Source organism: Streptomyces sp. NPDC021212 (genome assembly GCF_044332925.1).
Classification (GTDB): Bacteria; Actinomycetota; Actinomycetes; order Streptomycetales; family Streptomycetaceae; genus Streptomyces.
Genome location: NZ_JBIRPZ010000008.1, coordinates 201,932 through 226,281, shown reverse-complemented (window position 1 = coordinate 226,281; position 24,350 = coordinate 201,932). Strand labels below are relative to the sequence as shown.

The following is a 24,350-nucleotide window of genomic DNA, read 5'->3' as shown; positions in this document are numbered from 1 at the left end:
CGATTGGCAACTGAGTTCAGGTTGGGGCTACTCTCAGGTACGGACGATAGGCGGGCTGCAGCCAGGAGACGAGTGATGGCGACGAGGATCGTTGAACCGGAAGCAGGACCGAGGTCCAAGCGAGCTGCCATTCTGGCGGCCGCCGTCGACCGCTTCGGCGAGACGGGCTTCGAGGCCACCAAGTGGTCCACCGTGGCGGAGCGGGTCGGGATCGGGCAGACGGCGCTGTACCACTACTTCGAGTCCAAGACCCACTGTCTGCTCACCATCATGCGGTTGGAGCTCCAGCGTTCCCACGACAAGTTCACGGAGGCGACCGCGGACGTCACGGACCCGGTCGAGGCCCTGCGGGCGGCCGTGCGCGCGGCGTATGACGTCTCCGACCACGAGGTTCTGCAGATGCGTATCCTGCACAACCACATGGACCTGCTCTCCGGCCCGCGCAAGTCCAAGCGGGAGGAGGCCGAGCGCGTCGAGGCCCGCCGGCTGGTCCAACTCGTCGAGCGGGACTGGACGAACCTGCTGGTCCGGGGCATGTCCCAGGGCGCCTTCCCGCTCCGGGACGCACAGCTGCTGGGTGCGGGCGTGCTCGGCCTGATCGTCAGCGTCTGGCGGTGGTACCGGCCGTCGGGGCCGACGCCACTGTCCGATATCAGCGAGCTGATCGAGGGCGCCTGCGTGCGGATGGTCGCCTCGTGACGGCCTGAGCGAATCCGCTTTCTGCGGCCCCCGGCGGACCATCCGCCGGGGGCCGTTTTCGGGTCCGTACAGGCTCTTGTCAGCCGTGTTTCACCGGGATTACCATCCAGAATGAATTGAACTGAACTCAGGTTGATCTGGGGAGTCGAGAAGGTCCCGGATCCCGGGGCGCTCGTCCCGCCAATCGAAAGGTCCCCCTCATGGCGTTGCGCGCGTATTTCGCCGGTATGGACAGCCGGCATCCGGAACAGACGCTCGAACTGCTGGAACCCGATTTCCGGTTCCTCATAGCCCTGCCGGGCAAGGAGGTCACCGGCACCTCCAGGGAAGACTTCGCCGCGTACATCGGCGGCCGAAACCCCGTGGACCGGACGCACGAGATCCTGCGCCACAGCCGGGACGGCGACCTGGAGACCGTGTACGGAGTCGTGACCGAGAGCGGGCGGTACATGGGCTCCTTCCACTCGGGCGCGGTGCTCTCGCCCGGCGGACTCATAGCACGCTACCAGGCCTTTTTCACCACCTCCTTCCAACTGATCGACTGGGCCGAGGACAGGAGCCGGGCATGACGGGCGCCCCGGCGGCGGCCCCGTTCCTCACCGCGTGGTTCGAGATCCTCGACGGGGACGAGCCGTCCCGGATCCTCGACCTGATCAGCGACGACTTCTCGCTGTCCATCCTGTTCTCCACCGGCGGCGGCGACGCCACCGACTTCGCCGGAGGCCGCGCCGCCCTGGTCGGCTACCTGGAACAGCGCGAGAAGGGCACCCGCACCCACCACCGGCTCGCGGCGACCACGCTCGGGAGGGACGAATTCTTCCTGGGCGAGGTACGGCGCGCGGGCGTCCCCGAGGCGAGCTTCGTCGCCGCCGGGCGAGTGAACGGCGAAGGCCGGCTGCAGCGCCTGCTGATCGGGCGCTCGTCCGAGATCCGCTTCACCTGACCACGCATGCCTCACCCAACGACCGCGTTCATGGAAGCGACCACGTGCGGAGGACCGTCATGTACAACCTCGTCCTGCTGGCAGCCCGGCCCCCGGAGTGGACACACGAGCAGTTCATCAAGTGGTGGCGCGGCGACCACGCGGAGCTGACCTGCCACCTGCCCGGACTGCGCAGCTGGCGGCACACCGAGATCGACGCCGCCCTGGAGCCGCGCTCCGAGGGCTGGGACGGCATCTCCGTCCTCGGCTTCGACTCCCCCGAGGACCTGAAGAAGGCCCTCGCGAGTCCCGAATGGGCCGCAGCCGTCGCCCAGGTGGGCGACATGAAGGGCCGCCGTATCGCGGTCATGGGGCACGAGGCGGAGCTGTTCGCCGCCTGAGGAGGGGACGAGATGCGACAGGTAGTGCGGGAGTTCCAACAGCAGGTCGCCGAGGGCGACTTCGTTGCCGTCATCGACGACACGGGCAGTCATACGGCCCGGCAGCTCCTCGACGAGGCCGTACGGCTGGCCGGGGCACTGTCCGCAGGCACGGCCGACGGAGCCGTCGGCACCGTCCTGATCCAGGCGGACAACTCATGGCGCACCGTCGCCGCCACCCTGGCCGCGGGGCTCAGCGGCGGGGACGGCGGGGTCATCGCGCTGGTCAACCGGCACACCACCCGGGCCGAATTCGCCGCCGCCTGGGAGGACATCCGCCCCGACGCCGTCATCGCCGAGCCCTCGGCGATCGACGAGTGGGCGGTGTCGACACTGCTGCCGGGCCCGGCGCGGACCGTGCTCGACGGCTGGACATGCCTGGCCACACCGGACAAACGTGCGGTGTCCCGGTGGTCGGGTGGCGTCCTGATCGGCCTGACCTCCGGGTCGACCGGACGGCCCAAAGGCGTCGTACAGTCCGAGGAGGCCCTGCGCTATGCCGCCGCGACCACCATCGCCGTCAACGGCCTGGCGCCGGGCGAGGCCGTCGCCGCGATCGTCCCGCTGTCGTCGACGGCCGCGTACTGCTTCGGCGTCTATCTCTCGCTGCTGCTGCGCGGGCCGCTCGTCATGACGGGGAAGTGGGACAGGGCTCTCGCGCTGCGGCGGATGGCCGACGCCGGTGTCCGCTGGACCATGTGCGTACCGACCATGGCGCTGCAGATGGGCGACGAGGCGGCCGGCTCCGCAATCCTCAGGGGTGTCCGGTCGATCACCGTTGGCGGCGGGCCCATGGACCGCGTGGCCCTGGCCCGGGCCGAGCAGTCGCTCGGAACAAAGATCCTGCGGGTCTTCGGCATGTCCGAATGCCTCGGCCACACCTCACCGAGTCCCGGCGATCCCGAGGAGATCCGGCTCGGCAGAGACGGCCGCCCCTTCCCGGGCACGGACGTGCGCGCGCTCACCCCCGACGGCCAGGTGGCCGGCCCAGGTGTGACCGGCCGGGCGCAGGTGCGCGGTCCGTCCCTCTTCCTCGGCTATGCCGGCGACGGGAGGGCCGTTCCCCCGGACCTGACGGAGGACGGGTATCTGCCCACCGGCGATCTGCTGACCACCCACGAGGACGGCACCCTCACCATCATGGGACGCGAGAAGGACATCATCATCCGCGGCGGCCGCAACATCGGCATCACCGAGATCGAGCGCGCGGTCGCAGGCCACCCGCGTGTGGCCCGGGCCTGCGTGGTGCCGGTCCCCGACGACGTCCTCGGCGAACGCGTGGCACTGCTCGTCGTCACCACGGACGGCCGGCCCGTCGACCTGGCCGAGATGACCGGCCACCTGGAGAGCATCGGACTGTCCAAGACCAAATGGCCCGAATACGTGTACGGTACCGACGAGTTGCCCCAGACGAAGGTCGGCAAGCTCGACCGGGGCGGGGCCCGGGACCTGGCCGTCACGCTGCGTGCCCGCGAGGCCGACCGGCCCTGAGAGGGGCGCATCCGTGAGCGTCTGCCGACGCGGCACGCCATCCGGCGTGATCCGGGCAGGACATCGACGAGGAGGATCATGACAGCGCGGTTCGACCAGGGCCCGTGGGCGGCGGCCGGAATCCAGACCGTACAGCCCGGGGTGCACCGCGTGCCCCTGCCGCTGCCCAATGACGGCCTGCACGCCGTGAACGTCTACCTCCTGGAGGACCTGGACGACGACGGCGGCATCGTCATGATCGACGGCGGCTGGGCGATCCCCGAGGCCCGCAAGGCGCTCGAAGAGGCGCTGGCCGCCATCGACCGCGACCCCGGCGACATCAGCCACATCCTGGTCACCCACATCCATCGCGACCACTACACCCACGCCGTGGAACTGCGCAGGCTGCTGGGCTCACGCGTCTACCTCGGCTCGGGGGAACGCCCGGGACTGGAGATGCTCGACCGGCTGCGCAGCGACCAGCCCGTCGGCTCGCTGCGCACGCTGCGCGAGGCGGGAGCCGGGGAACTCGCCGACCACATCGAGGCGATGGACCACGGCGGCTACGACCCCACTGTGTGGGAGGCCCCCGATCGCTGGCTCGGTGCCGAAACCCTCCGCTTCGGCGACCGCGCGCTGCGTGTCGTCCCCACCCCGGGGCACACCAAGGGCCATGTGGTCTTCCTGGACGAGCAGCGCGGACTGCTGTTCTCCGGGGACCACGTCCTGCCGCACATCACCCCCTCCATCGGCTTCGAACTGGCCGAACCGGGTGGCCGTCCGCTCGCCGACTACCTGGACTCGCTGCGGCTGATGACCCGCTACGCCGACGCCCACCTGCTGCCCGCCCACGGGCCGGTCACCGACAGCGCCCACACCCGGGTCGCCGAACTGCTCGCCCACCACGACGACCGGCTGGCCGGGAGCCTGGCCGCGCTGGGCGAGGACACCCTCGACGCCCACGCGGTGGCGCGGGGGCTCGCCTGGACGCGCCGTGCGGTGCCGTTCGGGAGCCTGAGTGCCTTCAACCAGATGCTCGCGGTCAACGAGACCGCCGCGCACCTGGACGTCCTCGTGCTCCGCGGGCAGGTGACGGTGGCGTTCGCCGACGGCGTGAACCGGTACACGCGCGTGCGGTGATGAGCCCAGTCAGCGGGCACGCGGTCAGTGGGTGCGCAAGCCCTGCTTCACCTTGTCGAAGATGGGGCGGTAAGTGCCCCATTGCTCGTCGGGCGCCGAGAGGTAGACGTCGTACTCCTTGCCGCCCTCCCGCCCGAAGCCGAGGTCGATGGCGCGGAACGTGCGCACTCTGCCGACGAACGTGCACTCCCAGATCGCCGCGGGCTGTCCCCGGAAGGTGGTGCGGTCCAGGCGCAGTCGGCGGACCACGTCGTAGTTCTTCTTCGTGTTCGCCTCGATGTCCCGGAAGTGCGCCACGGGTGTCGGACCGGCGGGGTCCACCATGCCGATAGTGATCTCGACCAGGCCGGAGGGGTCGATGTACTTGACTCCGTCGTTCGTTCGGCCGCTCAGCTTCCACCTGTTCGGTACGGGGAAGGAGACGCCGAGCTTCTTCTCCTCCACCAGGTGGTAGCCGCGGGGTACGGGCGGGGGAGCGGTGGCAGGGGCCTTCGCCTTGTCACCGTCCCGCTGCCCGCCGTCGTCCGGCCACAGGGAGAAGGCACCGGCCGCGGCCACCGTCGTGAGCGCCACCGCCACGGCGCTCCACATGACGCGGTGCCGCTGACGACGGCTGCCGCCGGTGCGCCCAGGAGTGGCCACTGCCCCGGCCGGCGGCGGAGCGGCGGGCGTGTCGGGGGCTTCCTGCCGGGGGGCCCGGGCCCGGGTCGGCGCCTCCGCCGCCACGGCCCGCAGCTCCCGCTCCGTCTCCTCCGCCGACGGCCGCTCGTCGGGCTCCTTGGCCAGCAGCGCCTCGATCAGCGGTGCCAGCGGTCCGGCGTGCCGCATGGGCGGCAGCGGGTCGACGGCGTTGGCGTAGGCCGTCTCGATCGCCGTGTCCCGCCGGAACGGCGGCTGCCCTTCCACCGCTTGGTAGAGCGTCGCGCCCAGCGCCCAGAGGTCCGAGAAGGGGCCGGGCTTGCGGCCCCTGACGCGCTCCGGCGCCATGTACTCGATGGAGCCGATCATCTCGCCGGTCCGGGTCAGCGTCGACGTTCCGCTGGTCACCGCGATGCCGAAGTCGGTGAGGACGATCCTGTCGTCGGCGTCGCTGAGCAGCACATTGCCGGGCTTGACGTCCCGGTGCAGCACCCCGGCCGCGTGCGCGGCCCGGAGCGCGGCGACCATGCCCCGGCCGATCCGCGCCGCCTCCTGGGGCGGGACGGTACCGCGCTCCTTGAGCAGCGCGCCGAGGGTGGTGGACGGCACGTACTCCATGACGATGCACGGCAGCCCCTCGTCGTCGTCCACGACGTCATGGACGACGACCACGTTGGGGTGGGTGATGCGGGCGGCGCTCCGCGCCTCGCGGCGGGTGCGCTCGTACAGCGTGGCGAGTTCGTCGTCGGAGAGATGGCGCGGAGCGTGGATCCGTTTGAGCGCCACCTGGCGGCCCAGAACATCGTCCTCGGCCCGCCACACCGTCCCCATGCCACCGCTGCCGATCCGCTCGGTCAGCCGGTACCGCCTGGCGACCAGCCGCCCCTTGTCCGACACCGCATCCCTCTTCGTTCCGCCCTGCCCGTGCTCGTTGTGCCTCGATACGATAACCGGCGCGAGTGCGCCTGCCCCTGGGGCCCTCCCCGCGTGGCGAGTACTGTCCGCGCATGGCGATGATGACTCCGGCAGACGGCCAGTGGCTTGGCCGTGTCCTGCAGTTCGCCGGGCTGACCTGGACGTACCCGGCCTATGAGGACCTTTTCGTGCGCAACGGCTGGCATCTGTCCGGGCCCGGCGGCGAGCCCGTCATCCCGGAGATGGAGACTTGGCCCCCGCCCGGCGAGGAAGGGGAGGGACAGGACCAGGGCTGGCACCTGTGGCTCGGCAACCATCCCGGCTGCGAGGAGGGAGGGGCGGAGGTGACGTGTGCCCACCCCGGATGCCTGGAGGACCGTGGCGTGCTGATGCCCCTGGCGTACGGCGCGTTCGAGGTGACCGACCTGGAGGGGGAGCCGCTGCCCCCGGAGGAGGTCTGGGAGTTCGACGCGTTCACCGGATGGCGGTGGCAGCCGGAGGCCACCGAGGACGACTGGGCATCCGGCTTCCGGGCGGCCGAGGAACTACTGCGCGCGCGGCTGGGCGAACCGGTGCCGCGGCCGCCGGACGAGGCGCTGGAAGCCGAGCGGGGCGTGGTCTGGGAGTACGGCGATTCCACGGTGACCCTCTTCGAAGGCGCTGAGCTGCTGCATTACGGCGAGTACGACTGGATCTGCGTCGATGTGAGCCCCCGGGGCACACCGTGAGCCGCAGGCGCCGACGCACACGGTAAACGGCTCCTCACCCTCGATCACGGTCGAACTTGGGTGCGATCAGCGCCCGGGCGTTCGGGGAGACGGCGTCCGGAACGATGGTGCAGCACCAACCCGCACCGCGTGTCGACGGGTTGAGACCTGTCCGGGCGGCCCCGGGTGGGGCAGGCTGGCTCCGCCGGTCCTCCGGGGCCGGCCGGGATGAGGACGAAGGGGCGTGGGGACGTTGAGAGGGCAAGCCGTGGAGGGCGCGCACAGATTCGGCACCGCCGACGAGAACGGCCGCTGATGGCGGGCGGTGAGCGGGCCGGTTTATGGGGCCGCCTGGTGGCTGCGTTACGCGGGCGCGAGCCCGGGCGCTCCACGGAGGAGGGGGAGGTCTGGATGTACACCCCGCCCGGCGTCCCGGCAGGATGCCGGCAGCTGCGGGTGAGCCAGGAGCCGGACGGGGAGGACTTCGCCCGGCTCACCTGGCAGGTGTGCGACACGTGCAGGAGGGGCCTGGTCAGGAAGATCCGGGTCGCCGAGCGATGGCAGCGCCGGGGCTACGGGAGCCGCATGATGATGCGGGCCCTGCGCGACTGCGAGACATACACCTGGACGACCACCAAGCAGTCGGAGTTCGGCGAGAGCTTCTTCGCGGCACTCGCGGCCGCCACCGGCATCGAGTTCGGCCCCGGCTCCCGGGCCTGCGACCACATGCGGGCCGCGCGCGGCGCCACCCGCAGCGAGCCCAGGAGGGAGCCCCCGCAGCCGTACGACAGCCCCGGTGAGCCCCGTTGGTCCCACCGGGACGGGCTGGGCTGAGCTGTGCCCCGGGCTACCTTCCGCCCGCGCCGTCGACCAGGACGTCGCTCGCCGCGTGGCGGACGACGACGCGCCGGGCCTGTTGGGGCGCCTCCTCGGGGGCGGACGGGTGAGGCGGATGGCACGGCACCAGGCTTCGCAGCGCCTGGGAGGGCTCAAGGCCCAGTTCGTCGAGCAGCACCCGGCGGCACTGCTCGAACTGCCGCAGCGCCGCACCCCTGTTGCCGGCGGCCAGATGTGCGGTGATCAGCACGCGGTGCGCGCTCTCCCGCAGGGGTTCCGCGCGGACGGCGGCCAGCCCGGAAGCGACGGCCTCGCCGTGGCGGCCCGCCGCCGTCAGCCGCTCGGTCATCGCCTCCAGGGCGTACAGCCGGAGTTCGTGGTACTGCTCCTGCTCGACCAGCACCCACTCGTTCTCCGACCACTCGGGTAACAGATCGGACGACAGGTCCGCACGCGTCCGGGCGGTGAGGATGTCGTCGCAATGGCACGACATGTCGAGCAGCTGGTGCGCGCGCGTCGCCGCCGCATGAATGTCCACGTCGATGTGTTTGGCGATCGCCAGTTCCTGTGTGGACGCGTCGATGACCTGATGTCCCGTTCGGGTCGCGCGCCACAAAGACGATCTGAGGTTGGCGTTGGCGCGGGACGCCGTAACGTCGGGCCACAGCATTCCGGCCACATACGTTCGGGTGCGCGGCATGTCCTGGAGGGCGAGGAACGCGAGGAGGCGTTGGGCGCTGGAAGAAAGGGGAACCCGTTTGTGATCAACCGATAGCGCGAAGCCTTTGAGCAGCCTCAACGTTATGACGTGGCCTTCTGCGCTCATCGGCCCCCCGGGCGATATCGGCTTCAGTGAAAGATCCCATAAAGATCCCATACCGGCAATCGGGATACTGCCCAGCCATGTTACGAGCAATTCATGATCGTGCGCCCTGCCCTTCGGTAACGGAACGCTAAGTTGCCGGGCATCACCGGGGCGTCGCGGAAACGTCACCCGTCGGATTCGAGTAACTGATCGAGCCAGGCGCGCACACTGGCGAGCACATCGTCGACCGCGCTCACCGCGGTCGGCGGCGCCTGGTGCCGGCCGCCCGTCCGCACAATGCGGGCCCGGAAGCCATCCGGCCTTCCCTCTTCCACCCACACTCGGAGGATCAGGACGCCGGCCTGCTCTGAGTGGATTTCCATGGAAGGAAAATATGCCTATCGGTGTCACCTCGGCGTTGTCGGCGCGTGACCGCCGACGTCATCGTCGTGCGACGGAAACGGGCTGGTGACGCTCGTGTGATGGGTGAATCGCGATTGCGCCACGCCGGGCCCGGCATCCTCGTCGAGGCACGCTTTCGGGCGTCGGTACACGCTTTCGGGTGCGGAGCGCGGGGAGGATTCGCATGGGTGACTTCGGCGTCATCGCCGACGTCTCGACGGTCATCGTGGAGACCCTGACCCAGTCCCTGCGCGGGCTCAGCCAGGTGGAACCGCCGATCGCGGAACTCAACGATCTTTCCGAGACGGTGCAGACACCGCCGCCGAAACTCACCGTGTTCCTTTACGAAATCGCCGAGGACCCGACATCGCGCAACCGGCCACCGGTGCGCTCCCAACCACCCGACCCGCCGGCCACCCGCAAGCCGCCGATGGCTCTGCTGCTGCGCTATCTGATCACCCCCTGGGGCGGCGACCAGGAGACCCAGCACCGGATGCTCGGCCGGGCGATGCAGACGTTCTACGACGATGCGATCCTGGACGGCACACAGCTGTCCGGCAGCCTGGCGGCGAGCACCGACTCGCTGCACCTCAGCCTCACCCCGCTCACCCTGGACCAGAAATCCTGGGTCTGGTACGCGATCCAGAAGCCGTACCGGCTGTCGCTGAACTACGAGGTCCGCGTCGTCAACCTGGACTCCGCCATCGAGACGCCGGTCCGCCCGGTGCACAGCCGGGTCATCAGCGGGGCGGCGACGCCATGAGCCGCTTCCAGCCGCTGGAACGCTCCACCCTCCACAGCCCCGCCTGGTTCATCCCGTTCGACGACTACGCCCGGCGGGTGCGCGGTGCCGGGGTGACGGTCCAGCTGGACCGGTTCGAGGACGGCGCCTGGCTGCCGCTGGACGACGCGGCGGTGCGCACGCCCAGCGCCGCCTTCGCCTATCCGGGGCTTGGCCGGTGCGCCGAGCCCTGGGCGGCCCGGCCGCGGCGCCACCGCGCCCGGTTCGCGGCCGCCGGCTACCAACCGCTGTACCCGGCCGACGGGCAGCCGTTCTCGGCCGATCTGGTGGGCGTCGAGTTCCTGGTGCACCCGTACGACGACACCCACCCGCCGGCGGTGGCGGCCGAACCCCGGCTGGTCCGGCTGCTGCCGGGCGTCTCCTTCCCCTATCCGCCGGGTGTGCGCACGGTGCACGGCGCCGTGGTCGACGCGGCCACCGCCGAGCCGATCGCCAATGTGCTGGTGGAGGCCGAGGGGCGGACCGGCCGGGACCTGACGCCATGGCACGAGCGCACCCTGTCCGACGCCACGGGCGCCTTCCGGCTGGCCCTGCGGTGGGAGGGCGAGAAGGCCGGTGAGCACGCCGTCGAGGAGACCTTCCGCCTGCGGGCCACCGAGCGGCCGGGCAGATCCGGATCGCTGGTCGTGCGGCTGCCGCAGGACATCGAGCGCCGGCACGTCATTGAGATCCGCGAGAGTTAAGGAGCCGTCCATGGCGGAGTATCTGAGCCCCGGGGTCTACGTCGAGGAGATCGATGCGGGCCCACGGCCGATCGCGGGGGTGAGCACCAGTACGGCCGGTATGGTCGGCGTCACCCTACGCGGCCCGTACACAGGCAAACCCAAGCTGGTCACCAACTTCCTCGAGTTCCAGAACACGTTCGGTGGCTTCGTCCCCGAGCCGGACCCCCTCATCCGGGACACCTGGGCGGGCGATCCCGCCGAAGGCGGCCGCTGGTGGCTGTTCCCGCTGGCGGTCAAGGGCTTCTTCGACAACGGCGGCCAGCGCCTGTACATCAAGCGGGTCGCCAGCAAGCAGGCGACACCGGCCTCGGGCGTTCTGGGCCACGGCCGGGTGAGCCCGATCGTCGGTGATGCCGCCAAGGGCGCCACCCGCCTGGAGCTTGGCCACCTGATCGGGTTCACCGGCGTCGGCGAGCCGATCAAGATCTTCCGCGGCGACGACCAGCAGGAGATCCTCAGCGCCGGTGTCGCCGCCTACGACGTGACCGCCCACCGGATCGAACTGGACGCCGCGCTGCCCGCGGAGGTCAGGACGGCCCGCGGCGACTACGTGCAGATCGGGACGCGCAGCGACGAACAGACGCTGGAGTTCGCCGCCGTCAGCCCCGGCTCGTGGGGCAGCGGCGTCCAGGTGCGCGTCCAGCCGATGGTCGGGGCCACGCTGCCGGTGCTGCCGGATCCACAGGAGGGCGCGCTGTTCGTCACGCAGCTGGCCACGGACGCCGACGCGGACGACGAGACGGTCGAGGTCACCGCGCGGACCGGGATCGAGCCCGACACCGACGTCTGGGTGCAGATTGGATCCGACCGGTTCCAGGCCCAGGTGGGCCAGCCCGCGGACGGGAAGGTCACGCTGACCCTGCCGTCCGGCACGTCACATGAGGCGTGGCGCAAGGGGCTGATGGTGCGCCGCGTGCGCCGGGGCAACATCTCGGCAGGTCCGAAGCTGAGGGTCGGCGGGGCGAGCCGGCTGTACGAGGGCGCCCTCGTACAGCTCGACAACGGCACCAACCTGACCATCCGCACCGTCCAGTCGGTCGCCGACGATGTCGTCACCCTCGACGACGACGTGCCCGGGACGCTGTACGAAACCGACCGGCTGCACCTGGCCGAGGTACAGGTCGACGCCCGGTTCACCGACCCGTCCGGGGCCGTGGTGTCGGAGACGTACCGCAACCTCCGGCTCACCGGCGACTCCCCGACGAACCTGGTGACCACCCTGGCCGGCCGCTCGAAGCTGGTGCGGGCGACGGCGCTGTCCACCGACCCGCAGAAGTTCCCCCTGCCCGCGGTCGGATCCTGGCTGACCCTGGCGGACGGCGACGACGCCTACGGAAGCCTGAGCGTCGCCGACTTCGTCGGCGAGGACGGCGGCAGCGGCAAGCGCACCGGGATCGCCGCGCTGGAGGACATCGACGAGGTGGCCGTCTGCGCGGTGCCCGGGATGTGGTCGGGGACGGTCGAATCGGCCCTGGTCACCCACTGCGAACTGCTCAAGGACCGGTTCGCGATCCTCGATCCGCAGGACGGCCTGGACACCGAGGGCATCCTGGCCTTCCGCGAGCCGTTCGACACCAAGTACGCGGCGCTGTACCACCCGTGGCTCGTCACCCGCGACCCGTCGACGGGCCGCGACACCGAGGTGCCGCCGTCCGGCCACATGGCCGGGATCTACGCACGCACGGACGTGGAGCGCGGCGTGCACAAGGCACCGGCGAACGCGGTCATCCGGGGCATCCGGCTGACCGACGGCATCGCCCAGGACATCACCAAGCGCCATCAGGACCTGCTCAACCCCAAGGGCATCAACGCGCTGCGGTTCTTCCCCGGGATGGGCCACCGGGTGTGGGGCGCGCGCACGCTCTCCTCGGACAGCTCCTGGAAGTACATCAATGTCCGGCGGCTCTTCCTCTACCTGGAGGAGTCGATCGACGAGGGCACCCAGTGGGTGGTGTTCGAGCCGAACGACGAGGCGCTGTGGGCCCTGGTCCGTCAGACCGTCACCAACTTCCTCACCACCGTCTGGCGCAGCGGCGCGCTCGCCGGGACGACCGCCGACGAGGCGTTCTTCGTCGCCTGCGACCGCACCACGATGACGGAGGACGACCTGGCCAACGGCCGGCTCATCTGCGTCATCGGCGTCGCGCCGGTCTTCCCGGCGGAGTTCGTGATCTTCCGGATCCAGCAGAAGACCCGCGAGACCCAACTCGCCTGAGTGCCCGACCGAGGACCGAGGACTGAAGAGAGGCCACCATGCCGCCCGTTACCAGGGACGATCCGTACGCGTCCTACAACTTCCAGATCATCGTCACCAACGTCAGCGACGACGGGGTCGCGGTGAGCGGGTCCTTCACCGAGGTGAGCGGGCTGGAGCTGGAGGTTCCGCCGATCGAGTACCGCACCGGGAGCGAGGACATCACCGTCCGCAAGATCCCGGGGCTGAAGAAGTTCACCAACCTCACCTTCAAGCGCGGCATCACCGGCCACGTCGGCTTCTGGAACTGGGTCGTCGAAGCGCTCAACGGCAAGGTGCGGCGCACCTCCGGGTCGATCGTGCTGCTGGACGAGAACCGCCAGGAGGCCATGCGCTGGAACTTCGACCGCGGCTGGCCGACCAAATACACCGGCCCGACGCTCAGCGCCACCAAGAACGAGATCGCCATGGAGACCCTGGTCCTGGCGGTCGAGAAGCTGGAGATCGACGCCTGACATGGCCGGCGAAGCGCTTCCCGGCGTATCCCTGACGTCCGCGACCCGTGGTCCCGACACGGAGCCGCTGCGCACCGACGTGGCGGCGTTCCTGGGTCGGCTCCGGCGCGGCCCGGTCGGCACTCCCGTGCGCGTGGAGAGCTGGAACGACGTCGTGGCCGCCTTCGGACCGCCGGACGGCGCCTTCGCCACCCCGTACGCACTGCGCGGCTTCTTCGAGAACGGCGGCCGCACGGCCTGGGTGCTCCGCGTGTCCGGGCCGGCCACCACGGCCCGGGCCCGGTGGGCGGCCGGTCCGCTGAGCGGATTGGCCGCCACGGGCTTCCAGGTGGTCGCGACCAGCCCCGGCGCCTGGGCCAACGGTGCCCGCGTCGCCATCCGCTACCAGTCCAGCACCGTCGCCGGGCCGCCCACCGTGGGCGTACGGGTCATGCTGCCCGGCGAGCCGACCGAGACCTTCCCCGGGCTGCCGCTCGCCGAAGTCGCCGACCGGCTGAACGGGTCCCGCTACATCCGGCTGGTCCCGGACGGGCCACCACCACCGCCGGGATCGACCGGCCCCATCACGATGTCCTGGGACCTGACGCTCGCGGGCGGCACCGACGCGGAGCCCACCCGCGACGCGTACGCGGACGCCGTCACCACCCAGGCCGAACTGCCGGAACCGGCGCTGGTGGCGCTGCCGGACCTCGGCACGGACCTGTCCGGCACCACCCACACCGACGTGGTGCTCGAACTGCTGCGCAGCATCGAGCCGTCGCACGACCGCCTGGCCGTGCTCGACGTACCGCCCCGGCTGTCCTCCGTGGACGAGGTGGCCGGCTGGGCGGACTCCCTGGCGGCCACCGGCGATGCCGGGCTCCTCGGCTGCGTCGCCGTCTACCACCCGCCGCTGCGCGTCCCCGACGGGCACGACCTGCGCATCGTCCCGGCGTCCGGGCACGTCCTGGGCGTCATCGCCCGCCTCGACGGCGAGCGCGGCGCACATCACACGCCCGCGAACGCCGTGATCCTGGAGGCGGTCGACCTCGCCGCCGAGTACCCCGAACCGCAGCAGGTCCGGCTGTTCGACGCGGGTGTCGACCTGCTCCGGTGCACCCGCGGGCGGGGGCTGATGGTGTGGGGCGGGCGCACCCTGTCCGCCGACCCGCGCACCCGCTACATCGCCCACCGCAGGCTGGTGCACCTGCTGGTGCGGGCCATCCGGCGGGCGGCGAGCCCGCTGGTGTTCGACGTCAACTCGCCCGAACTGCGGCTGACCCTGGTGCGGGCGCTGACCTCCGTACTCCTGTCGGCCTTCCGCGCCGGGGCGCTCGCCGGTGACCGGCCCGAGCAGGCGTTCCGGGTGGTGTGCGACGACACCAACAACCCGCCCGAGCAGGACCCGGGGCAGCTGGTCTGCGAGATCGAGGTCGCCCCGGCCGTCCCCATGGAGTTCATCCGGCTCCGTCTCGTACTCGGCCAGGACCGAGACCTGGAGGTAATCGAGGCATGACCCTGGATCCCCTGCCCAAATACCGCTTCCTGGTCACCCTCGACCCCGGCGACGCCTATCTGCCGCCCGCGCAGGCCCTGCTGCTGCCACTGGCCGCGTCCGGCGCGTTCCAGGAGGTCACCGGGCTCGGCGCACAGCTGGAGGTGACGAGCTACCCGGAGGGCGGCCGCAACGACTCGGTCCACCAGCTGCCGCTGCGCCACTCCTGGAACCGGATCACGCTCAAGCGCGGCGTGGTGCGCGACCCGGGGCTGTGGTCCTGGTACCAGGCCGGGCTCGCCGACTCACTCGGCGCCCGCCGCGACGGCGCCGTGATCGTGCTCGGCCCGGACGGGGTGCCCGGCGCGGCGTGGGCCTTCCACGGTGGGCTCGCCGCCAAGTGGAGCGGCCCGGACCTGCACGCGGAGCAGAACGCGATCGCCATCGAGTCGCTGGAGATCGCGCACGAGGGGCTGACGAAGGTCCTGCAGGACGCCGCGGCGGACGCCCTGTCGCGCCTGGGCCGAGGGAGGTGACCGGCGTGCCGAAGGTGACCATTCACCAGCTGGAGGTCCGGTTCCAGGTGGACGGCGACGACGGTGCCGTGTTCACGAAGCTGTTCAACAAGCACATCCAGGCCTGGGCGAAGCTGTACGAGGACCAGTGCGCCCGAGCCCAACGCACCCAGACGGAGCGGAGCTTCGGGGACGGGGAGGGCCTGCAATGAGCGTGACCCCCGTGTCCTTCGCCCGCCAAGGCGCCGCCCGGGCCCGCCTGGAGATCGTCCGCCCGGTGATCGCCGACGAGCGGCAGCGGCGGATCCCGCTGCGGTTCAACCCCACCGACTACAAGCTGAGCAAGAGCAACACGTTCGCCGAGATCACCATCCCCGGCCTGGAGACCCCGCCCCTGCAGTACGTCCGCGGCGGCACGGAAACCCTCACGGTCCAGGCGCTGGTGGACACCTCCGACACCCTGGAGAACGTACGGACCGCCTACGTCAACGCGCTGCGCAACCTGCTGCGGCCCGACAGCCGCGAACACGCGCCACCTGTCGTCCGCTTCGTCTGGGACGAGGAGGTCTTCACCGGCGTCGTGGAGAAGCTGGACGTCAACTACCAGCTGTTCCGGCCGGACGGGGTGCCGCTGCGCGCCATGCTGGACCTCTCGCTCAAGGAGTTCCGTACGGCCGCCGTGCAGGTCGCCGAGACACCGCGCTCCTCGCCCACGGTGGAGAAGAGCTATGTGGTGCGCCGCGGCGACACGCTCAGCTCCATCTCCGCCGCGCTGTACCGGCGGCCCGACGCCTGGCGGGAGCTGGCGCGCGCCAACGGCATCAGCGATCCACGCGACCTACGGCCGGGCCGGGTGCTGACCGTGCCCCGGCTGCCGTGAGGAGGCCCGATGAGCACCCCCGCACCCGAGGTGGCCCCGCCCGACCGGTACGCGCCGGAGTTCGAGGTGCGCATCGAGGGCCTGGAGATGGACCCGTCCACCAAGAACGACATCATCGACATCAAGGTGAACCGGGACATCGACGAGATGTCCGGCTTCGATCTCACCCTGAACAACTGGGACGATGCTCACCTGCGGTTCAAGCACAGCGATTCGGCGAGCTTCCGGCTCGGCGGCCGGGTCTCGGTCCGGCTCGGCTACGCCGACAAGCTGCTCACCGTCGCCACCGGGACCATCTCCACGCTCAGCCCGAAGTTCACCGACGGCGCCTCGCCCACCGTCCAGGTCAGCGGCGTGGACGGGCTGCTGCGGCTCAAGGACCGCAAGCCCACCGAGAACGAGACCAAGATCTACCGTAATCTGCCCGACTGGCGCATCGCCGAGCAGATCGCCCAGCGCAACCACCTGCGCATCGAGGTCACCAGGGAAGGGCCCACCCACGACGTGGTGGTGCAGAAGAACCAGGACGACGCCACGTTCCTGCTGGAGCGGGCCAAGCGGCTGGACTTCGACTGCTACATCCTGCCGGACGCGAAGACCGGCGAGGACACGCTGTACTTCATCAAGCCGACCGACGGCCGCGACGGCCGCCCGATCCGCGTGTACCGGCTGGCGTACGCTCCGGGGCTGACCACCGGCCCCACCGGCCAGCCTGCGGGGCTGATCCCCAACCTGATCGAGTTCACCCCGACGCTGACGGTGTCGCAGCAGGTCAGCAAGGTCACCGTGCGCGGCTGGGACCCCCGTACGAAACAGCCCATCGCGTTCACCGCGACCGCGGAGAACCTTCCCGCCGGGCAGAACACGGCCGACGGGCAGAGCGGGCCGCAGGCCGCCGAGTCCACGATGCAGGGCCGCCAGGAGGTCATGGTCGACGCGCCGGTCGGCAGCGACCAGGAGGCCCGCGAACTGGCGATCAGCCTGCTGCGTGAGCGTGCGTACGAGTTCATCACCGCCACCGGCAAGGTGGCGGGCCTGCCCGAGCTGCGGCCCGGCGACAACCTGGAGATCTACGGGCTCGGCCGCCGTTTCTCCGGCACCTACTTCGTCAAACGGGTCGAGCACACCCTCAACACCAGCGGTTTCTTCACCCAGTTCACCGCACGGCGGATCCACCAGGGGGACCAGTGACCATGAGGGGTACGCCACGCGCCCGCTCCACCGACAAGCGCTACTACGGCGTGGTCGAAGCGCTCGTCGTGGAGAACGAGGGCAACGACGAGGGCCAGGTCAAACTGAAGTTCCCCTGGTTCGACGACACCACGGTCACCGACTGGATCCGGGTCGGCCAGCTGTACGCGGGAAACGGCTACGGCTCGGTGTTCGTGCCCGAGAAGGGCGACGAGGTGCTCGTCGCCTTCGTGCACGGCGACATGCGGTACCCGATCGTCCTGGGCGGCCTCTACAACGGCAAGGACAAACCGCCGACCGCCCGTACCGAAGGCCGCGATCAGAAGATCATCCGGACCAAGCACGGCCATGAAGTGCTCCTGGACGACACCGAGTCCAAGGCCGCCGTCCGGATCACCTCCGCCGCCGGACACGTGGTGGAACTGGACGACCAGGGCAAGGCGATCCACATCACCGCGGCCGAGGGCGGCAGCGTCACCGTGACCGCCCAGGGCGAGATCACCCTCAAGGCGCCCAAGGTGACGCTCGACTCGCCCTCCATCGACCTCGGCGGCGCCGCCACCGAACCCCTCGTCCTCGGCAACGCGCTGCTCCAGGCGTTCAACACGCACACCCACCCCTCCGCAGCCGGGCCGACCGGCCCGCCGGCCCCGCCGCTCACCCCCGCCGTGCTGGCCAAGAAGGCGAGGACGGAATGAGCGAGGAGTTCCTGGGGACCGGCTGGCGGTTCCCGATCCTGCCCGACGCGTCCGGGCGGCTCGGCTACGCCGTCGGCGAGGAGAGTATCGAGCACTGCCTGCGGGCGCTGCTGCTCACCGGCACCGGCGAGCGGGTCATGCAGCCCGAACTGGGCACCCGCGCCCATGAGTTGCTGTTCGCGCCCGGCAGCGTGCAGAACCTGCGCGACCTGGAGCAGTCGATCGCCGCCGCCGTCCGCGACCACGAGCCACGTGTGGAACTGGAGGAGGTCCGCGCGGAGGCCGACCCGGCCGACGAGTCGCGGATCACCGTCTCGATCGTCTATCGCATCCGGCGCAGCAACACCAAGGCGAACCTGGTGTTCCCGTTCTACACCGGGCTCACGAGCCTCACGGGCTCCCTTGGGGGGACGCCATGACGCTGCCCGCGCCCAAGCTGGACGACCTCACCTGGGCCGACATGATGGCGGCCATCCGCCGCCGCATCCCCGCCGAGTCGGACGGCACCTGGACACTGCACGCGCCCGTCGACCCCGGCGTCACCCTCCTCGAACTCTTCGCCTACCTCCTCGAACAGCGGCTGTACTGGCTCGACCAGGTGCCCGAGGCGCTCGTGGTCGCCATCCTGCGGCTGCTCGACATCAAACCGCCGCGCCCCGCCCGACCCGCCGCCACCGTGCTGCGCCTCGCCGCACAGCAGGAGGACACCGCAGTACCCCTCGTCCCCGCGGGGACGGCGCTGACCCGGGACCCCACGGGCCGGATCGTGTTCACCCTCGACGACGACGTGGCCGTCCTCCCGCTCGCCGAGGGCGGCGAGATCACCGTGTGGACCGACCGCGACCGCACGGCGGACCTGCGGGCCCGGCGTGGCATCGCCCTGCTCGCGAGCGACGGCGCCCCGGCCGAGGCCCGCTTCACCCTGCCGCTCACCGGAGAGCACACCGCGCCCGGCCCGATCTGCCTGCTCGTGGAACTGGACGCGCCCGCCGTGTGCGTACCGTCGTGGCTGCCCGGGGCGGTCGACGATGTGCCGCCGCCCGCCGAGCTGACCTGGTCCTGGTTCCGGCCGGGCACGGACATCTCCGGCGAGTTCGAAAGGATCGAGGACGGCACGGCCGGTCTCCGCCGGTCCGGAATCGTCCGGCTCCACCCTCCCGCCGACTGGACCACCCAGGACACCGGGCTCCTGGTGTCGACCCCGGCGGCCACCTACGCGGCCCCGCCCCGCCTCCTCCAACTCGCCGTCAACGTGTCCGCCGCACACCACCGCACGTACCGCACCGCGGACGGCGCCGACCTCCAGGAGCAGATCCGCGCCTGGCTCAGGCTGCCCGGACAGCACCTCGTCCTGCCGGACGCCGCCGACCGCCTCCTGGAGGCCACCGTGCGCCTGGCGGGCGATGAGTGGACGCCTGTGCCGGACTTCACCTTCGGCGCACCGGCCGACCGCATCTTCGTGCTCGATCGGGCCGAGGGCGCGCTGGTGTTCGGCGACGGACTCACCGGACGCATCCCCCACCCGGACCCGGACGTGCACGTGGCCTACGTGACCGGCGGCGGCAGGGACGGCAACGGCGGCATGACCGCCAACTGGCTCCCGGCCGCCGACGACCCGGCCGGGATCGGCGCGGTCTCGGCCGCCAACCTCGTACGGGCCGAAGGCGGCGCGGACCCGGAGACGGTTCCCGAGGCGCGGCAGCGCGCGGCCGCGTCGCTCGGCGAGGTGACCCGCGCCGTCACCGCCGACGACTTCGTCACCCTGGCCCGTACGCCCCCGGGCGTCGCCGTGGCCCGCGCCTACCCGGCCCTCGGCGAGCATCCCGGCTTCCCGTGCGCCACGGTGCCCGGCGCGGTGACCGTGCGCATCGTCCCGGCCGTACCCCGGGACGACCTCGCCCGCGAGGACTTCGTCGCCGCGCCGATGCCCGACCCGGGCATGCTGTGCGCGGTCGCCGCCCGTCTCGAAAAGGCGCGGCTGCTCACCTCCGAGGTCTTCGTCCGCGCGCCCCGCTACCGCGATGTCGCCCTGCGCGTCGACCTCTCCGGCGACCCCGCCGACCGCACCCGCGTGGCCACCGCGGTCACCGCGGCGCTGCGCCGCTTCCTCGACCCGCTGGTGGGCGGCGACGACCAGGACGGCTGGCCGTTCGGGCAGCCGCTGCGGCCCTCGGCCCTGCTGCGGGCCGCGCAACGGGCGCTGGGGGACCTCGCGGACATCGCCGCCGTCGCGATCGGCCTCGACGGGGCCGACGCGGACGAAGCCTGCGACGAGGTGCCGCTCGCGGCCGGGGAACTTCCCGTCCTGCGCACGGTCCGCACCCGGATCGTGCCCGCCGTCGAACCGGGGGAGGGGCTGACATGACCGGCGACGTGTGGTGGGAGCGGGACGCCCGGGAACAGGAGCGGGCGGACGGCCGGACCGTGCCAGGCCCCGGGCCCAGCGGCGTCCAGCCCGAACTCGTCGACGCCACCCGCGAGGCGGTCCGCACCGCCGTCCGCGGACGCATCGCGGGCTACACCCCGGACTGGACCGATCCCGACCGCCAGGACGCGGGCGTCGCGCTCGTCCGCCTCTTCGGCACGCTCGCCGAACCCGTGCTGGGCCGCGTCAACCGGCTCCCGGAGAAGGTGCTCGCCGAACACCTGGCGACGGCGGGGGTGCGGCGGCGCCCGGCCGGAGCGGCGGCCGCGCTCCTCGAGTTCACCGTCAATCCGCCCGACGGCTCCTCCGTCCTCGTCCCCGCCGGGTTCCAGAGCGCGGCCTCCACCCCGGCGGGGCAGGTCGTCTACGAGACGGACCAGGACCTGTACGCCACACCGGCCACCCTCGGCGCCCTCGCCGTCCAGGAGGCCGGACGGCTGGAGACCCTGCCCCTGGGACCGTCCGGGCCCAGCCGCCCCTTCACGCCCTTCGGCCGCGACCCGGAGCCCGGCAACGGGCTGTGGATCGGACTCGCCGGACCGGCCGGCCCCTACCCCCGGCTGTCGCTGGGCTTCGTGGTCGTCGCCGCGCCCCCCGCGCCCGCGGCCTCCGGCGGACTGACGCCCCTGCCGCTGCCGCCCGCGCCGCTGCTGCGCTGGGACGTGCTGGACGGCACCCGGCTCGTCCCCGCCGAGGTGCTGCGGGACTCCACGGCAGGGCTCAACGCCAACGGGACCGTCGAGCTGCGCGTGCCGCGCTCGTGGCAGCCGGGCAGCCCGCCCGGCACCCGGCCCCGGCCCCTGTTGCGCTGGCTGCGCCTGCGGATCGCCCACGGCGCCTTCCCCGGCCCGGCGCCGGTCCTGTCCGGACTGCGGCTGAACGTGGTCACCGCCACAGCCGCCCGCACCATCCGCGACGAGCCGCTCCAGCCCGTCCAGGACGGTACGGCGACCGCGCGGCGACGCATGAAGCTCAGCCAGGTGCCCATCCTCGCCGGATCGGTGGTCATCGAGGTGGACGACGACACGGGGGGCGACGTGTTCGGCACCACCGCCGGAACCTCCACCCGGTGGCGCGAGGTGGAGAGCCTGGCCGGGTACGGCGCCGACGACCGCGTGTTCACCGTGGATCACGACAGCGGCGAAGTGACCTTCGGGGACGGCGTCAACGGCATGGCCGTCCCGCCCGGCTTCCGCAACGTCCGCGCCGTGCGCTACCGCGTGGGCGGCGGCAGCGCCGGCGCCGTACGGGCGGGAGCCGTGAGCGGAGTGGTGACCGCGCTGCCGTTCGTCACCGGCGTGGGCAACCCCTTCCCGGCCTCCGGCGGCTCGGACGCCGAACCCGACGCCGACGCCATGCGCCGCGGCGTCGGCGAACTGCGGGCCCGCGGCCGGGCCGTGGCCCCCGCCGACTACGGGCAGCTCGCCCTCCGCGCGCCCGGCGCCTCGGTTGCCCGCGCCCGGGGCGTGCCCGGCCTGCACCCCGACTTCGCCGGGAAGCCGATCCCCGGCGTCGTGGGCGTCCTCGTCGTACCGCCCGTACCGCCGGGCGACGACGCCGCCGAACCGCCCGTCCCCACCGCCGCCACCCTGCGGGCCGTCGCCGACTTCCTGTCGCGCGACGCCGCACCCGCCGGGGTCACGGTGGTCGCCGCCCCCGCCCCCTACCGCCGCGTCGGGGTGGAGTCCTGGGTCACGCTCGACCCGGACCTCGACCGGGCCGCGGTCCTCGCCCGGGCGGGCGACGCGGTGCGCACCTACCTGGATCCGCTGCGCGGCGGGGAGGACGGCGCGGGCTGGCCGTTCGGCGGCGCGCTGCGGCACACCGCGCTGGTCCGGCGGCTCCTGGCGGTCGACGGGGTGCTGGCCGTCACCCGGCTCTCGCTCACCGTCGACGGCATCCGCCTGCCGCCCTGCACCGACCACGCCCTCCCGCCCCACACCCTCGTCTGGCCGGAGCGCCCGCTGCTGATCCCGGTAGGAGACCAGCCATGACGTGCACCCCACACCCCGCGACCTTCCGTCTGCTCGACGCCTACGTCGGCTGGGACAAGCAGGAGGCCCAGGACATCGTCGGTTTCGGCGACCCGTCCGGCCTCCGCCTCGCCCACCACGGCACCGCCCCCGAAGGCCCCACCAGGGCCCAGCTGCTGCCCTGGTTCCCCGATCCCCGCCTCGCGCCCGGGTGCGGGCCGTGCGCCTGGTACCTGCTCATCCCCGGCGAGCGGCGGCTGCTGCGCCGCGACGCCTGCGGCGCCTTCACCCCGGTCTGGCCGCCCGGCTGCGATCCCCGCCTGCTGCGCGCGCCGGTCTCGGTCGCCGCGCGCGGCCACCGGCTGGCCGTCGTGGACTCCGGCCGCGTCCTGGTATGGCACCGCGAGGGCGCCCAACTCGCCGGGGTGATCCGGGCCGAGCAGGCTCGCTGGGCCGTCCCCGCTCCCGGCGACGAGATCCTGGTGGCCTGTCAGGGCAGCACGGACGTGAGGCGGTACGACCAGACGGGCCGTTTCCGCGGCGTGCTCCGCACCGGCGCCCGCGGCGAGGTCATCGGCCTGCGCACCGGACCGGAGCGGACCGTGTGGCTGCTCACCGACGACGGCGGACGGCTCACGATCCACCGGGGCGGCCACCGCCGCCACTTCGACACCGTCACCATGGACGAGCTGGCCGCCGCCCTTCCGCCGTCCGCCCTCACCTCGGCCGACGACGACGGGTTCTGCCTGAGCGAGCAGGGCCCCGACGGCCCCCAGACCACCTGTTACACCTGGCGGGGCCGGCCCAGCGACCCCGCGCCGCCCGCCACCGACGCGTACCTGACCAGCGGGTCGTACATCACCGCCCTGATCGACAGCGGCATCTCGCGGTGCCGCTGGCACCGCGTCCGCGTGGACGCCGACGTGCCCGACGGGACAGCCGTCGCCGTACAGATCGTGGTGACCGAGGACAGCCACTACGACGACAGCGACTGGCAGGCGTCGGCCCCGGGATCCACGGACTTCCTCGTGGACCAGCCGCCCGGCCGCTACCTGCGGCTGCGGCTGCGCCTCTCCGGCGACGGTGCCGCGACCCCGGTCGTCCGCCGGATCCGGCTGGACTTCCCCCGGGTCACCAGCGCCGATCTGCTGCCGCCCGCCTTCCGTGAGGACCCCGCGGCCGACGACTTCACCGAACGCTTCCTGTCGCTGTTCGACGCCACGCTCGCCCAGCTCGACCGGGTCATCGAGCGGTATCCGGCCCTCCTCGACCCGGCCGGCGTCCCCGACCGGGTGCTGCCGTGGCTGGCCGGGCTGCTGGGCCTGTCGTACGAGGCGGGCTGGGACGCCCGTATCCGGCGCGAGCTGCTGGCCGCCGCCCCGGAGCTGTACCGGCGCCGGGGCACGCCGTGGGCGCTGCGGGAGGCGGTGCGCATCGTGTTCGGGGTGACCCCGGTCGTCGACGAACTGGCGACGGACCGCCGCTGGGCACACCTGCGCAAGGCCATCGGCTCCGGCGCGGGGCCGGGACAGGACCAGGGGCTGGGCGCCATAAGGCTGTTCGGCCGGTCCGCGAGCCGGTTCCGGGTCGGCGGCTCGGCGCTGGGCGCGGCGCCGCTGCGCGCGTTCGGCGCCCCCGACAGCGACCCGTTCACCGCGCACGCGCACCGGTTCCGGCTGGCCCTGCCCGCCGGGTCGGCGGACGGGACGGCGCTCGCGCGGCTGGTGGAGCGGCAGGCGCCCGCGCACACGGTGGGGTCGGTACGGACCGGTGGCGCCGGTTTCGTGGTCGGTTCGCGGTCCACGGTCGGCGTGGACACCGCGTTCGTCCCGCTTCCGCCGCCCGTACTGGGCGGCGCGCCACCCCTGCGGCTGAACCGCGACGGGGTGCTGAGGCCGGGGCCAAGAGGATTGCGCCGAGGGGTGGGCGTGGGAGTCGTCTCCGCCGTCGGTGTGCACACACAGGTGTCGTGAGAGGACGTG

25 protein-coding genes are annotated in these 24,350 nt (G+C 72.1%); 22 read left to right on the top strand and 3 right to left on the bottom strand.

What is annotated here, in order from left to right; genetic code table 11:
* Positions 1-75 precede the first annotated feature (75 nt).
* The 6 genes from ACH4SI_RS22820 (at position 76) to ACH4SI_RS22795 (ending at position 4,671) form a co-directional block, all read left to right on the top strand.
* Positions 76-699 (top strand): TetR/AcrR family transcriptional regulator, encoded by a 624-nt coding sequence (locus ACH4SI_RS22820; RefSeq protein ID WP_398298356.1) that lies wholly within the window; start codon positions 76-78, stop codon positions 697-699.
* Positions 700-899: 200 nt separating this feature from the next.
* Entirely contained in the window at positions 900-1,268 is a 369-nt protein-coding gene (locus ACH4SI_RS22815; RefSeq protein ID WP_398298354.1) for a nuclear transport factor 2 family protein, read from the top strand.
* Complete coding sequence (locus ACH4SI_RS22810; protein ID WP_398298352.1) at positions 1,265-1,642, top strand: hypothetical protein; 378 nt, start codon at positions 1,265-1,267, stop codon at positions 1,640-1,642. Before ACH4SI_RS22815 ends, ACH4SI_RS22810 begins: the two co-directional genes overlap by 4 nt.
* A 59-nt stretch (positions 1,643-1,701) precedes the next feature.
* Positions 1,702-2,022 (top strand): EthD family reductase, encoded by a 321-nt coding sequence (locus tag ACH4SI_RS22805; RefSeq protein WP_398298350.1) that lies wholly within the window; start codon positions 1,702-1,704, stop codon positions 2,020-2,022.
* 12 nt (positions 2,023-2,034) lie between these two features.
* Positions 2,035-3,552, top strand: a complete 1,518-nt coding sequence (locus ACH4SI_RS22800) for a class I adenylate-forming enzyme family protein (RefSeq protein WP_398298348.1) — start codon at positions 2,035-2,037, stop codon at positions 3,550-3,552.
* 78 nt (positions 3,553-3,630) lie between these two features.
* The gene (locus ACH4SI_RS22795) at positions 3,631-4,671 is read left to right on the top strand and encodes an MBL fold metallo-hydrolase (RefSeq protein ID WP_398298347.1); all 1,041 of its coding nucleotides are present in this window, start codon (positions 3,631-3,633) and stop codon (positions 4,669-4,671) included.
* 24 nt (positions 4,672-4,695) lie between these two features.
* On the opposite strand, the gene ACH4SI_RS22790 is transcribed toward ACH4SI_RS22795, so the two are convergent.
* Positions 4,696-6,207, bottom strand: a complete 1,512-nt coding sequence (locus ACH4SI_RS22790; protein WP_398298345.1) for a serine/threonine-protein kinase — start codon at positions 6,205-6,207, stop codon at positions 4,696-4,698.
* A gap of 110 nt (positions 6,208-6,317) precedes the next feature.
* On the opposite strand from ACH4SI_RS22790, the gene ACH4SI_RS22785 reads away from it, so the two are divergent.
* Both ACH4SI_RS22785 and ACH4SI_RS22780 read left to right on the top strand, forming a co-directional pair.
* Positions 6,318-6,953 carry a hypothetical protein gene (locus ACH4SI_RS22785; protein ID WP_398298343.1) on the top strand — a complete coding sequence of 212 codons (636 nt, stop codon included), beginning with the start codon at positions 6,318-6,320 and terminating at the stop codon, positions 6,951-6,953.
* 333 nt (positions 6,954-7,286) lie between these two features.
* Positions 7,287-7,766, top strand: coding sequence for a hypothetical protein (locus ACH4SI_RS22780; protein ID WP_398298341.1), 480 nt, complete (start codon positions 7,287-7,289; stop codon positions 7,764-7,766).
* A gap of 13 nt (positions 7,767-7,779) precedes the next feature.
* Here ACH4SI_RS22780 and ACH4SI_RS22775 read toward each other — a convergent pair whose 3' ends face one another.
* Entirely contained in the window at positions 7,780-8,469 is a 690-nt protein-coding gene (locus ACH4SI_RS22775; RefSeq protein WP_398298339.1) for a BTAD domain-containing putative transcriptional regulator, read from the bottom strand.
* Between the two features lie 290 nt (positions 8,470-8,759).
* Positions 8,760-8,957, bottom strand: coding sequence for a hypothetical protein (locus ACH4SI_RS22770; RefSeq protein WP_398298337.1), 198 nt, complete (start codon positions 8,955-8,957; stop codon positions 8,760-8,762).
* 203 nt (positions 8,958-9,160) lie between these two features.
* On the opposite strand from ACH4SI_RS22770, the gene ACH4SI_RS22765 reads away from it, so the two are divergent.
* From ACH4SI_RS22765 to ACH4SI_RS22700, 14 genes are read left to right on the top strand one after another with little or no spacing between them, the layout of a single operon-like run.
* Entirely contained in the window at positions 9,161-9,739 is a 579-nt protein-coding gene (locus ACH4SI_RS22765) for a DUF4255 domain-containing protein (protein WP_398298335.1), read from the top strand.
* On the top strand, positions 9,736-10,461 hold the full coding sequence (locus ACH4SI_RS22760; RefSeq protein ID WP_398298333.1) for a carboxypeptidase regulatory-like domain-containing protein: 726 nt from the start codon (positions 9,736-9,738) through the stop codon (positions 10,459-10,461). Before ACH4SI_RS22765 ends, ACH4SI_RS22760 begins: the two co-directional genes overlap by 4 nt.
* 10 nt (positions 10,462-10,471) lie before the next feature.
* Positions 10,472-12,718, top strand: a complete 2,247-nt coding sequence (locus tag ACH4SI_RS22755) for a phage tail sheath family protein (protein WP_398298331.1) — start codon at positions 10,472-10,474, stop codon at positions 12,716-12,718.
* Between the two features lie 38 nt (positions 12,719-12,756).
* The gene (locus ACH4SI_RS22750; RefSeq protein WP_009720918.1) at positions 12,757-13,212 is read left to right on the top strand and encodes a phage tail protein; all 456 of its coding nucleotides are present in this window, start codon (positions 12,757-12,759) and stop codon (positions 13,210-13,212) included.
* A gap of 1 nt (position 13,213) precedes the next feature.
* Complete coding sequence (locus tag ACH4SI_RS22745) at positions 13,214-14,707, top strand: phage tail sheath family protein (protein ID WP_398298328.1); 1,494 nt, start codon at positions 13,214-13,216, stop codon at positions 14,705-14,707.
* On the top strand, positions 14,704-15,222 hold the full coding sequence (locus ACH4SI_RS22740; RefSeq protein WP_398298326.1) for a phage tail protein: 519 nt from the start codon (positions 14,704-14,706) through the stop codon (positions 15,220-15,222). Before ACH4SI_RS22745 ends, ACH4SI_RS22740 begins: the two co-directional genes overlap by 4 nt.
* Before the next feature lie 5 nt (positions 15,223-15,227).
* Positions 15,228-15,413, top strand: coding sequence for a putative phage tail protein (locus tag ACH4SI_RS22735; protein ID WP_398298324.1), 186 nt, complete (start codon positions 15,228-15,230; stop codon positions 15,411-15,413).
* Positions 15,410-16,081 carry a LysM peptidoglycan-binding domain-containing protein gene (locus ACH4SI_RS22730; RefSeq protein ID WP_237514764.1) on the top strand — a complete coding sequence of 224 codons (672 nt, stop codon included), beginning with the start codon at positions 15,410-15,412 and terminating at the stop codon, positions 16,079-16,081. The genes ACH4SI_RS22735 and ACH4SI_RS22730 overlap by 4 nt, the downstream gene beginning before the upstream one ends.
* Positions 16,082-16,090: 9 nt before the next feature.
* The gene (locus tag ACH4SI_RS22725; RefSeq protein WP_398298321.1) at positions 16,091-17,272 is read left to right on the top strand and encodes a phage late control D family protein; all 1,182 of its coding nucleotides are present in this window, start codon (positions 16,091-16,093) and stop codon (positions 17,270-17,272) included.
* A 2-nt stretch (positions 17,273-17,274) separates the two neighbouring features.
* Entirely contained in the window at positions 17,275-17,970 is a 696-nt protein-coding gene (locus tag ACH4SI_RS22720) for a phage baseplate assembly protein V (RefSeq protein WP_398298319.1), read from the top strand.
* Entirely contained in the window at positions 17,967-18,389 is a 423-nt protein-coding gene (locus ACH4SI_RS22715; protein WP_398298317.1) for a GPW/gp25 family protein, read from the top strand. The genes ACH4SI_RS22720 and ACH4SI_RS22715 overlap by 4 nt, the downstream gene beginning before the upstream one ends.
* The gene (locus ACH4SI_RS22710) at positions 18,386-20,335 is read left to right on the top strand and encodes a putative baseplate assembly protein (protein WP_398298316.1); all 1,950 of its coding nucleotides are present in this window, start codon (positions 18,386-18,388) and stop codon (positions 20,333-20,335) included. The genes ACH4SI_RS22715 and ACH4SI_RS22710 overlap by 4 nt, the downstream gene beginning before the upstream one ends.
* Entirely contained in the window at positions 20,332-22,389 is a 2,058-nt protein-coding gene (locus ACH4SI_RS22705) for a putative baseplate assembly protein (RefSeq protein ID WP_398298314.1), read from the top strand. Before ACH4SI_RS22710 ends, ACH4SI_RS22705 begins: the two co-directional genes overlap by 4 nt.
* Entirely contained in the window at positions 22,386-24,341 is a 1,956-nt protein-coding gene (locus ACH4SI_RS22700; RefSeq protein ID WP_398298312.1) for a phage tail protein I, read from the top strand. The genes ACH4SI_RS22705 and ACH4SI_RS22700 overlap by 4 nt, the downstream gene beginning before the upstream one ends.
* Positions 24,342-24,350 lie beyond the last annotated feature (9 nt).